Raw genomic sequence first — 9,472 nt, 5'->3', positions numbered from 1 at the left:
GCCATCGGCCATCCATGGCCGGGGGCGGCTAACCCGGCATCCATGCCGGGTTGCCCACTGCGCAGAACCTCCACTCGGCCTCTCGAGGGGGCGCTCAGATCAAAAGCTGAAGGCGAGCTAACGCTCGACCTGATGAGTGGTGGGAATCAAAAGCGTATGGGACTCCCTGTAGGAGCCGGCTTGCCGGCGAAAAGCGTCTGGGCGACGCGTTCATTCAGACACCCCGCGTTATCGTTGACGTCCATCGCCAGCAAGCTGGCTCCTACAAGGGAAATGCATATGCATTTGGATAAATACGATCCCCTGTAGGAGCCGGCTTGCTGGCGATAGCGGTGGGTCAGTCGACACATCTATCGCCTGAACGGACGCCATCGCCAGCAAGCCGGCTCCTACAGGGGATCGGTGTACATGTCCGGAATGGGTGAGCGCAGCCGAGAAGAACAACGCGTTCGCACAGAGAGCCAGGTCGGCTTTCAGGCCGCCTCGGCGGCTGTGGCGGTGGTCGCCCCCTCGAGAGGCCGAGTGGAGGTTCTGCGCAGTGGGCAACCCGGCATGGATGCCGGGTTAGCCGCGCACGGCCATGGATGGCCGATCGCGGCGGGCCCACGGAGCAGGACCGGAGCGAGGGTATGCCGAGCCTGGGCGAGGCACCGAACGAAAGGGGCAGAAGCGCTTTGGTTACTTTCCGCCGGGCCGCGCAGGCTTTTCGAAAGTGACTCGCTGTAAGAGCGAAACCAATAGAAGCCATTACCGAAGAAACGGATATGTACACAACCCAAAACCACCCAACAACCCACCTGAAAACCCCAGGCCGTTGCCCAACATAGCCCCCCCCACCGCGTCCCCGCACAAACAACCAGATTTCCGCAGGCAAAAAAAAGGGCAACCGAAGTTGCCCAAAATGCCTTGCGTGCTCATTGCATCCAGAAAGACCTACGGTTTTTTCCGTTTGTGCGAATCTTTCCAGATAAAAAATCCAAACCCTGCGAAAAACAGAACCATGAGGCCGACTGTCAGCACTCCGGCGATCACCACGTTGTCGAAAAACATGACTGGCCTCCTGCACTTGCCCTGTTGCGATGGGGCTAAGTTAACCAATCGGGCAGGAGAGGAAATTGACCGGGATCAATATCGCCCGAGACTGGGCGCAAAGGAGGGAGAAAACTGATCTGCATCAACGGATGCGAGGGGTTTAACGCTTTTTCGGCTTGTTCTTCGGCTTCTTCTTCGCTTTGCCCAACGGCATTGCCTGCTCGAATGCCTGGCGCACTTCGTTCAGGCGTTTTTCGTTGAGGTCATGAACACGCTTGGCGCGTTCGGAATTGAGGTCGATCAGTTTGTCGTCTTGGCTCATGGTCTTCAGTGCATCGTGTGAAATGAAGTTCAACTGCCACATCGCTCGGCAGGATTGCGCCAATAATGCGGTCTGGCGCCCGCGCTGACCAGTCGCCTGCGTAACAGCGGCTTAACAAAGTATGTGCTCACGGCGTTTTTTCAACGCACAATCGCGACTTTGCGATGGACCCAAAGGACCCGCGCCGTGGAACTGCACCAGGATCTGCCTCCCTTGATGGCCCTGCGCGCCTTCGAGGCCGTGGCGCGTCATTTGAGTTTCATCAAGGCCGCCGATGAATTGTCGGTGACCCAAAGTGCGATCAGCCATCAAGTGCAGAAACTGGAACAGTTCCTCAACCAGCGGCTGTTTATCCGCCGCACCCGGGCCATCGATCTGACGCCAGCCGGTGCAGCCTACTACCGGCAGATTCAACCGGCCCTCGCCTCCATCGCCCTCGCCACCCGTGAACTGCGGGGCAATGAGCACCAGGAAAGCACCCTGCGCATTGGCCTGCTCGCCTCGTTCGCCACCCTGTGGCTGGCGCCGCGCCTGGCCAGTTTCAACGCGCGCCACCCGCACATTCATGTCGAACTCCTGCCCTCGGTGCAACTGGCCGACGTCGGCGGCGGCGAAGTCGACCTGGCCATCCGCTACGGCAAAGGTGGCTGGCCGAAAGTCCAGGCCCGGCGCTTTATGGTGGAAACACTGACCCCGGTCTGCAGCCCGGCGTTCAAGGCCAAGGGCACCGACCAAGGCCCGCTGCTCATGGCCAAGTCGCACCAGCCGTTCGAGTGGATCGACTGGAGCACGCACAACGCCATCGACCTCAGCCATTGCCCCAGCGTCATGCTCCACGACTACAACATCGTCGTCGAAGCCGCCGTGGCCGGCCAAGGTATCGCCATGGGGCGTCATCACCTGATCGAGCGCCGGCTCAAGGACGGCTCGTTGGTAGAAGCCTTCGCCACCCCGCCGTTCATTAGCGATATCGGGTATTGGCTGGTCACGCCCGAGCGCCCGCCGAGCCACGCGGCACAATGCTTTAGCGAATGGCTGAATGAGATGGCCAACATCGCGCAAAAATCTCACGACGACTGAAGTTCAAAATTGTGGGAGCGGGCTTGGTCCGGGTGGCGGGCCTTTGTAGGAGCCGGCTTGCCGGCGATGGCGTTTTCAGAATCGCCATCGCTGGCAAGCCGGCTCCTACAGGAACGCCGCCCGGGCCAAGCCCACTCCCACATTCGATCTACGCATGAGTTATTTAAATACGTCGGATTAAATCTATCCGTTTGTCGCGCTCCCCGTCCGCCAACATGCTGAAGCCTTCATTCAGGAGGATTCACCATGACCGACTCACTCGCCCACCGTGTCCAGCAACTTGGCCTGAGCCTGCCGACACCGAGCCAGCCCATCGCCAATTACGTCAACCACGTGGTCAGCCAGAACCAGTTGTTCATTTCCGGGCAGATTCCGTTACTGGACGGCAAACCGGCATTCATCGGCCGATTGGGAGAGTCGATCTCCGATGAAGAAGGCGCCAACGCCGCCGAACTTGCCGCGCTGGGGCTGCTCGCACAATTGAGCGATGCACTCGGCGATGACCTATCGAAACTGGTGCGCATCATCCGTCTCGGCGTGTTCATCGCCAGCGCCGCGGATTTTGCGCGTCAAGGTGCGGTCGCCAATGGCGCGTCCAACCTGTTGGTCAATGCCCTCGGCGATAAAGGCCGGCATGTGCGCACGGCTGTCGGCGTATCGAGCCTGCCCGGCGGCGTGGCCGTGGAAATCGACGCTATTTTCGAGCTGCGTCCATGAACCTCGACGAAGTGGAGCGTTTGCGAGCGGCGACGCCGGGGTGCGCCAGCGTGATTCACTTCAACCACGCCGGCGCCTCGTTGCCGAGCCAGGCCACCCTCGACGCGATCATCGAGCAACTGCGACTCGAAGCCCTCTGCGGCCCCATGGAGGCCGCCGACCAGAGCGTGCAGGCCCGCGCTCGCAGTGCGGCGGCCCTGCTGCTCAATGCAAACACTGAAAACATCGCGTTCGCCAGCAGCGGTTCGGCTGCCTGGGGCATGGCATTCAATGCATTGGGGCCGTGGCAGGACGGCGAGCGGATTCTGGTCGGGCGCCATGAATGGGGCGGCAATCTGGCCTGCATCGCTCGGGCCGTCAGCGCCGGGGCGCGGCTGGAGGTGATTCCCTGCGATGAGACGGGTGCCGTGTCCGTGTCCGCCCTCCAGCAGATGATCGACCCGAAGGTGAAGCTGATCGCACTGACCTGGCTGCCGGCCAACGGCGGCCTGATCAACCCGGCCGAGGCCATTGGCGCCGTGGCGCGTCAGCATGGCATTCCCTACTTCATCGACGCCGGCCAGGCGCTGGGGCAATTGCCCTGCGACGTGCAGGCGTTGAACTGCGATGTGCTCAAGGGCGCCGGGCGAAAATTCCTCCGTGGCCCGCGCGGAACGGCGCTGATGTACATCAAACCGGGGTTTCTCGAACGGCTCGTGCCCGGCCATCTGGACGTGCTTTCCGCGCCATGGAACGGCGAAGGTTTCTCGGTGCGTGACGATGCGCGGCGGTTTGAAACCAGTGAAGTGTCGGTGGCTTTGCTGGCCGGACTGGCCAATGCGCTGGAGGAGTTCAACCACTTGGGTGCAACCCGGATTCGCCAGCGGATCGAGGGCTTGAGCGGGCAACTGCGCGAACGCCTTGAGTCGGTCAGCGGGCTGACGCTACACAACCTGGGGCCGGCGAATCAGCAATCAGGCTTGGTCGCCTTCACGCTCAAGGGTTGGGACAACGTTGAATTGAAGCAGCGGCTGGCGCAACGAGGAATCAACATCGGCGCCAATGGCGTGGCCTATACGCCGCTGGATATGCAGGCCCGAGGGCTGGACAGCATCGCGCGGATTGCCGTCAGTTACCTCAATACCGAAGAAGAAATGGATGTACTGCTCGACGCCCTCAACGAACTTTCCCTCATCAAGGACTAAATCTGAATGTCGACCCACAACCCCTGACGCGGCTCGTCGTCCATCAATGGCGCGACCGGCACGGTGTTATCCGCGTTGAGCTCAGTGCCGGGAATGGCCAGGTGCTCTTCAGGATCTTCATCGGCTTCACGGCGACGGCGTTCTTTTTCCTGCTTGCGGCGCTGTTCCTCGCGCAGCTGAAACGCCGCCTCTTCCGGATCGCGCTGTTGCAGGTCGATCGTGCTTTCGTTGGAGCTTTCCTGCACCGGCACAACAGGCGGAATATCCGGGCGCTGGCGGATCGGGTCGTGCTGTGAAGTGATCGGCACGGCACTCAAGGGGAGCATCGGTGGCAGCATAATTATTTGTCTCCTGTCAGCAGGCTGTCGGCTGCGGGGATGGCGACTTGAGCCATCGGTCGCAAACTGTGACCGGATTGGCACTAACAAGTGCCCCGGCCCGCACACGTCTCAAGCGGTGAACTAACGTAAGACTGTGAGTTTTTCTGAGAGTCCTTTGGCCCTGAAGCCCTCATTCCGTTAAGATAGCCCGCTTTTTCAAGGTGGGAGTCAGGCAGCATGGCGCAGCAGTATCAACCGGGGCAACGCTGGATCAGTGACAGCGAAGCCGAGCTGGGTTTAGGCACCGTTCTGGCACAGGACGGCCGCTTGTTGACCGTGCTCTATCCGGCCACTGGCGAGACTCGCCAGTACGCGCTACGGAATGCGCCCCTCACCCGCGTGCGTTTTTCGCCGGGCGATTCGATCATTCACTTCGAAGGCTGGAAACTGACCGTACAGGAAGTCGACGACATCGACGGCCTGCTGATCTACCACGGCCTCAACGCGCAGAACGAAGTGGTCACCCTGCCGGAAACCCAGCTGTCGAACTTCATTCAGTTCCGACTGGCCAGCGACCGTTTGTTCGCCGGGCAGATCGACCCGCTGGCCTGGTTCTCCCTGCGCTACAACACCCTGGAACATACCAGCCGCCAGTTGCAATCCTCGCTCTGGGGTCTGGGCGGCGTGCGTGCGCAACCGATCGCGCACCAGTTGCACATCGCCCGTGAAGTCGCCGACCGCATTGCGCCGCGGGTATTGCTGGCAGACGAAGTGGGCCTGGGCAAAACCATCGAAGCCGGTCTGGTGATCCATCGCCAACTGCTCTCGGGCCGCGCCAACCGCGTTCTGATCCTGGTGCCGGAAAACCTGCAGCACCAGTGGCTGGTGGAAATGCGCCGCCGCTTCAACCTGCAAGTCGCGCTGTTCGACGAAGAACGCTTCATCGAAAGCGATGCCGCCAACCCGTTCGAGGACACCCAGCTTGCGCTGGTCGCTCTGGAATGGCTGGTGGAAGACGAAAAGGCCCAGGACGCGCTGTTCGCCGCCGGTTGGGACTTGATGGTCGTCGACGAAGCCCACCACCTGGTGTGGCACGAAGACAAGGCCAGCCCTGAGTACTCGCTGGTCGAACAGTTGGCCGAAGTCATTCCCGGCGTATTGCTGCTGACCGCCACCCCGGAACAACTGGGTCAGGACAGCCACTTCGCACGTCTGCGCCTGCTCGACCCGAACCGTTTCCATGACCTGCACGCCTTCCGCGCCGAGAGCGAGAACTATCGCCCGGTGGCCGAAGCCGTTCAGGAGCTGCTGGACAAGGGGCGCCTGTCGCCTGAAGCGCACAAGACCATTCACGGTTTCCTCGGCAACGAAGGCGAAGCGCTGCTGACCGCCGTCAATGATGGCGACACCGAAGCCAGTGCCCGTCTGGTCCGCGAACTGCTCGACCGCCACGGCACTGGCCGCGTGCTGTTCCGCAACACCCGCGCCGCGGTGCAGGGTTTCCCGGAACGCAAACTGCACCCGTACCCGCTGCCGTGCCCCGACGAATACCTCGAACTGCCGCTGGGCGATCACGCCGAGCTGTACCCGGAAGTCAGCTTCCAGGCCCAGCCGGACGCCAACGAAGAAGAACGCTGGTGGAAATTCGACCCGCGCGTCGAGTGGCTGATCGACCAGCTGAAAATGCTCAAGCGCACCAAAGTGCTGGTGATCTGCGCCCACGCCGAAACCGCCATGGACCTGGAAGACGCCCTGCGCGTGCGTTCCGGTATTCCTGCGACGGTGTTCCACGAAGGCATGAACATCCTTGAGCGTGACCGCGCCGCCGCCTACTTCGCCGATGAAGAATTTGGCGCGCAAGTGCTGATCTGCTCGGAAATCGGCAGTGAAGGTCGCAACTTCCAGTTCTCGCACCACCTGGTGCTGTTCGATCTGCCGTCGCACCCGGACCTGCTGGAGCAGCGGATCGGTCGTCTCGACCGGATCGGCCAGAAGCACATCATCGAACTGCACGTGCCGTACCTCGAAACCAGCCCGCAAGAGCGCTTGTTCCAGTGGTACCACGAAGCGTTGAACGCGTTCCTCAACACCTGCCCGACCGGCAACGCCTTGCAGCATCAGTTCGGCCCGCGCCTGCTGCCGCTGCTGGAAAATGCCGACGACGGCGAGTGGCAAACGCTGATCGACGAGGCCCGCGCCGAGCGTGAGCGCCTGGAAGCCGAGCTGCACACTGGCCGCGACCGCTTGCTGGAACTCAATTCCGGCGGCGCTGGCGAAGGTGATGCACTGGTCGAGGACATCCTCGAGCAAGACGATCAGTTCACGCTGCCGATCTACATGGAAACCCTGTTCGACGCCTTTGGCATCGACAGCGAAGACCACTCGGAAAACGCCCTGATCCTCAAGCCGAGCGAAAAAATGCTCGACGCCAGCTTCCCGCTGGGCGACGACGAAGGCGTGACCATCACTTACGACCGCAACCAGGCGCTGTCTCGCGAAGACATGCAGTTCATCACCTGGGAACACCCGATGGTGCAAGGCGGCATGGACCTGGTGCTGTCCGGTTCGATGGGCAACACCGCTGTGGCGCTGATCAAGAACAAGGCGCTGAAACCGGGCACCGTGTTGCTGGAACTGCTCTACGTCAGCGAAGTGGTTGCACCGCGTTCGCTGCAACTGGGTCGTTACCTGCCGCCGGCCGCACTGCGCTGCCTGCTCGATGCCAATGGCAACGACCTGTCGGCCCGGGTGTCGTTCGAGACCCTGAACGATCAACTGGAAAGCGTGCCACGTGCCAGCGCCAACAAGTTCATCCAGGCCCAGCGTGATCAGCTGACGCCACGAATCAACGCCGGCGAAGAGAAAATCTTCCCGCGTCACGCCGAGCGCGTGGCTGAGGCGCAACGTCGTCTTGCGGCTGATACCGATGAAGAACTGGCGCGCCTGACCGCGTTGCAAGCGGTCAACCCGACCGTACGCGACAGCGAACTGGTTGCCCTGCGTAAACAGCGTGAACAAGGTCTGGCGATGCTCGATAAGGCTGCGCTGCGACTGGAAGCGATTCGGGTGTTGGTGGCGGGCTAATCGCCCCCTGCTCTACCTCGCGCAATGAAAAAGGCCCGCAGCGATGCGGGCCTTTTTTTGCCTCGGAAAAACCAGACAATCCCTGTAGGAGCCGGCTTGCTGGCGATGGTCGTTAACGATAACGCGTACTGACTGGTTCACCACGGCGTATTCGAGTCCATCGCCAGCAAGCCGGCTCCTACAGGTCTTCTATTCCAGTTTTTTAAGCGGTGACCGCCGGGATCTGCGGCTCAACCACCGCCACCAAGCCTTCCTTCATCCGCTTCGCATCCCGCACAAAACACCGCGACGCCATGAACAGGAACACCATCGTAAAGAACAGCGCCACCGGAATCAGGTACATCGCGTCATGCAGGCCAACAGCCTTGAACGCTTCGGTCATCTGTTCGGCACCGGCCGCCAGCATCGCCGTGTGCGCAAAGTGATCGGACAAACCGCCCACCACCACCGGCCCCAATCCGCCACCCAGCAAATACAGCCCGGCAAAGAACAACGCCATCGCCGTGGCCCGCAGGCGTGGCTCGACCACGTCCTGAATGGCCGTGTAAACGCAGGTGTAGAAGTTGTAGGCAAACAACCAGCCCAGACTGAACACCGCCACGAACACCCCGATCTCGATCCGCCCGGCATGCAACGCCCACGCGGTGCACACCGTCGAAACGATCAGGCTGAACGCCGCAAACAGCAGCCGCCCATTGGCCACCCGCTGGTGAATCTTGTCTGCGACCCAGCCGCCCAACGTCAGGCCGAACAGCCCCGTCACACCGACGATCACACCGGTCGCCACCGCTGCTTCGTGCAATGGCATCAGGAAGTAGCGTTGCAGCATCGGTACCAGGAAGGAGTTGCAGGCATAGGTCGCGAAGTTGAAACACAGCCCCGCCATCACCAGCCACAGAAAGGTCGGCACCGCCAGCACCCGGCGGATCGGCCGGTCCACACGCTCCTGCGAGACCTGCACACTTTCCGCTGCGCCGCGTTTCGGTTCCTTGATGAAAAACATGAAGACCGCCAGGATCAGCCCCGGCACCGCCGCGATGAAGAACGGCGCGCGCCAGCTGTCGAACGCCTTGACCATCCAGCCGATGGTGAAGAAAGCCAGCAGCAGGCCCAACGGCAGCCCCAGCATGAAAATGCCCATCGCACGCGCACGGCGGTGGGCCGGGAACAGGTCGCCGATCAGCGAGTTGGCGGCAGGTGCGTAACTGGCCTCACCAATGCCGATGCCCATGCGCACGATCAGGAAACTCCAGAAACTGCCCACCAGCCCGTTGACCGCTGTCAGCCCGCTCCAGGCCGCCAGCCCCCAACCCATCAACTTGGCGCGCGAACCGGTATCGGCCATCCGCCCCAGCGGCAGTCCGGCAATCGCATAGACAATGGTGAAAGCGGTACCGATGATTCCCAGTTGAAAGTCGCTGAGGTGCCATTCCATTCGGATCGGCTCAATGATGATGGCCGGAATGGTGCGATCGAAGAAATTGAACAGATTGGCCAGGAACAGCAGGAACAGAATGCGCCAGGCATTCGCCGCTTGGGTCGAGTTCTGCATGGGTCCGTCTCTTTTTATTGTTTTTGGGGCATCACTGTCCCCGGAACCTGCAATCTAGTCAGGCCCGCCCAAGCTGTCTGTAATTATTCGTAAAGCTGATATCCCCCCATGGAACACAGCACTGCTCGTGCATCAATTTATGTCCAAACGCTCTAATGCTCATTCCAAAATGATTGCTACC

The 9,472-nt window shown here is 61.2% G+C and carries 8 protein-coding genes; 4 read left to right on the top strand and 4 right to left on the bottom strand.

Features of this window, described 5'->3' with window-relative positions:
• Positions 1 to 933: 933 nt before the first annotated feature.
• Both ccoM and IB254_RS15615 read right to left on the bottom strand, forming a co-directional pair.
• Positions 934 to 1,050, bottom strand: coding sequence for a cytochrome c oxidase subunit CcoM (gene ccoM / locus IB254_RS29755; protein ID WP_007906619.1), 117 nt, complete (start codon positions 1,048 to 1,050; stop codon positions 934 to 936).
• 142 nt (positions 1,051 to 1,192) lie between these two features.
• Complete coding sequence (locus tag IB254_RS15615) at positions 1,193 to 1,354, bottom strand: hypothetical protein (protein ID WP_007935839.1); 162 nt, start codon at positions 1,352 to 1,354, stop codon at positions 1,193 to 1,195.
• 186 nt (positions 1,355 to 1,540) lie between these two features.
• Between IB254_RS15615 and IB254_RS15610 the strand changes: the two genes are divergently transcribed.
• From IB254_RS15610 to IB254_RS15600, 3 genes are all read left to right on the top strand, one after another.
• Positions 1,541 to 2,434 (top strand): LysR substrate-binding domain-containing protein, encoded by an 894-nt coding sequence (locus tag IB254_RS15610; protein WP_192417973.1) that lies wholly within the window; start codon positions 1,541 to 1,543, stop codon positions 2,432 to 2,434.
• A gap of 246 nt (positions 2,435 to 2,680) precedes the next feature.
• Entirely contained in the window at positions 2,681 to 3,151 is a 471-nt protein-coding gene (locus IB254_RS15605; RefSeq protein WP_192417972.1) for a RidA family protein, read from the top strand.
• Positions 3,148 to 4,335, top strand: coding sequence for an aminotransferase class V-fold PLP-dependent enzyme (locus IB254_RS15600; protein ID WP_192417971.1), 1,188 nt, complete (start codon positions 3,148 to 3,150; stop codon positions 4,333 to 4,335). Before IB254_RS15605 ends, IB254_RS15600 begins: the two co-directional genes overlap by 4 nt.
• Here IB254_RS15600 and IB254_RS15595 read toward each other — a convergent pair.
• On the bottom strand, positions 4,332 to 4,673 hold the full coding sequence (locus tag IB254_RS15595; RefSeq protein WP_008034222.1) for a hypothetical protein: 342 nt from the start codon (positions 4,671 to 4,673) through the stop codon (positions 4,332 to 4,334). The two genes, IB254_RS15600 and IB254_RS15595, sit on opposite strands and share 4 nt — an antisense overlap.
• 219 nt (positions 4,674 to 4,892) lie before the next feature.
• Between IB254_RS15595 and rapA the strand changes: the two genes are divergently transcribed.
• Positions 4,893 to 7,739: an RNA polymerase-associated protein RapA gene (rapA, locus tag IB254_RS15590; protein WP_192417970.1), complete on the top strand. Its 2,847-nt coding sequence runs from the start codon at positions 4,893 to 4,895 to the stop codon at positions 7,737 to 7,739.
• A 202-nt stretch (positions 7,740 to 7,941) separates the two neighbouring features.
• Here rapA and IB254_RS15585 read toward each other — a convergent pair whose 3' ends face one another.
• Positions 7,942 to 9,291 carry a spinster family MFS transporter gene (locus tag IB254_RS15585; protein ID WP_192417969.1) on the bottom strand — a complete coding sequence of 450 codons (1,350 nt, stop codon included), beginning with the start codon at positions 9,289 to 9,291 and terminating at the stop codon, positions 7,942 to 7,944.
• Positions 9,292 to 9,472: the final 181 nt, after the last annotated feature.

Source organism: Pseudomonas sp. PDM03 (genome assembly GCF_014852385.1).
GTDB classification, from domain to species: domain Bacteria; phylum Pseudomonadota; class Gammaproteobacteria; order Pseudomonadales; family Pseudomonadaceae; genus Aquipseudomonas; species Aquipseudomonas migulae.
The sequence above is the reverse complement of the archived record's forward strand: the minus strand, read 5'-3'. Positions and strand labels throughout refer to the sequence as shown.

What these genes read in the sequence shown, in the direction of transcription:
- IB254_RS15615 (WP_007935839.1), bottom strand. Translation starts at nt 1,354, where the DNA reads ATGAGCCAAGACGACAAACTGATCGACCTCAATTCCGAACGCGCCAAG.
- IB254_RS15585 (WP_192417969.1), bottom strand. Translation starts at nt 9,291, where the DNA reads ATGCAGAACTCGACCCAAGCGGCGAATGCCTGGCGCATTCTGTTCCTG.
- ccoM (WP_007906619.1), bottom strand. Translation starts at nt 1,050, where the DNA reads ATGTTTTTCGACAACGTGGTGATCGCCGGAGTGCTGACAGTCGGCCTC.
- rapA (WP_192417970.1), top strand. Translation starts at nt 4,893, where the DNA reads ATGGCGCAGCAGTATCAACCGGGGCAACGCTGGATCAGTGACAGCGAA.
- IB254_RS15600 (WP_192417971.1), top strand. Translation starts at nt 3,148, where the DNA reads ATGAACCTCGACGAAGTGGAGCGTTTGCGAGCGGCGACGCCGGGGTGC.
- IB254_RS15605 (WP_192417972.1), top strand. Translation starts at nt 2,681, where the DNA reads ATGACCGACTCACTCGCCCACCGTGTCCAGCAACTTGGCCTGAGCCTG.
- IB254_RS15595 (WP_008034222.1), bottom strand. Translation starts at nt 4,673, where the DNA reads ATGCTGCCACCGATGCTCCCCTTGAGTGCCGTGCCGATCACTTCACAG.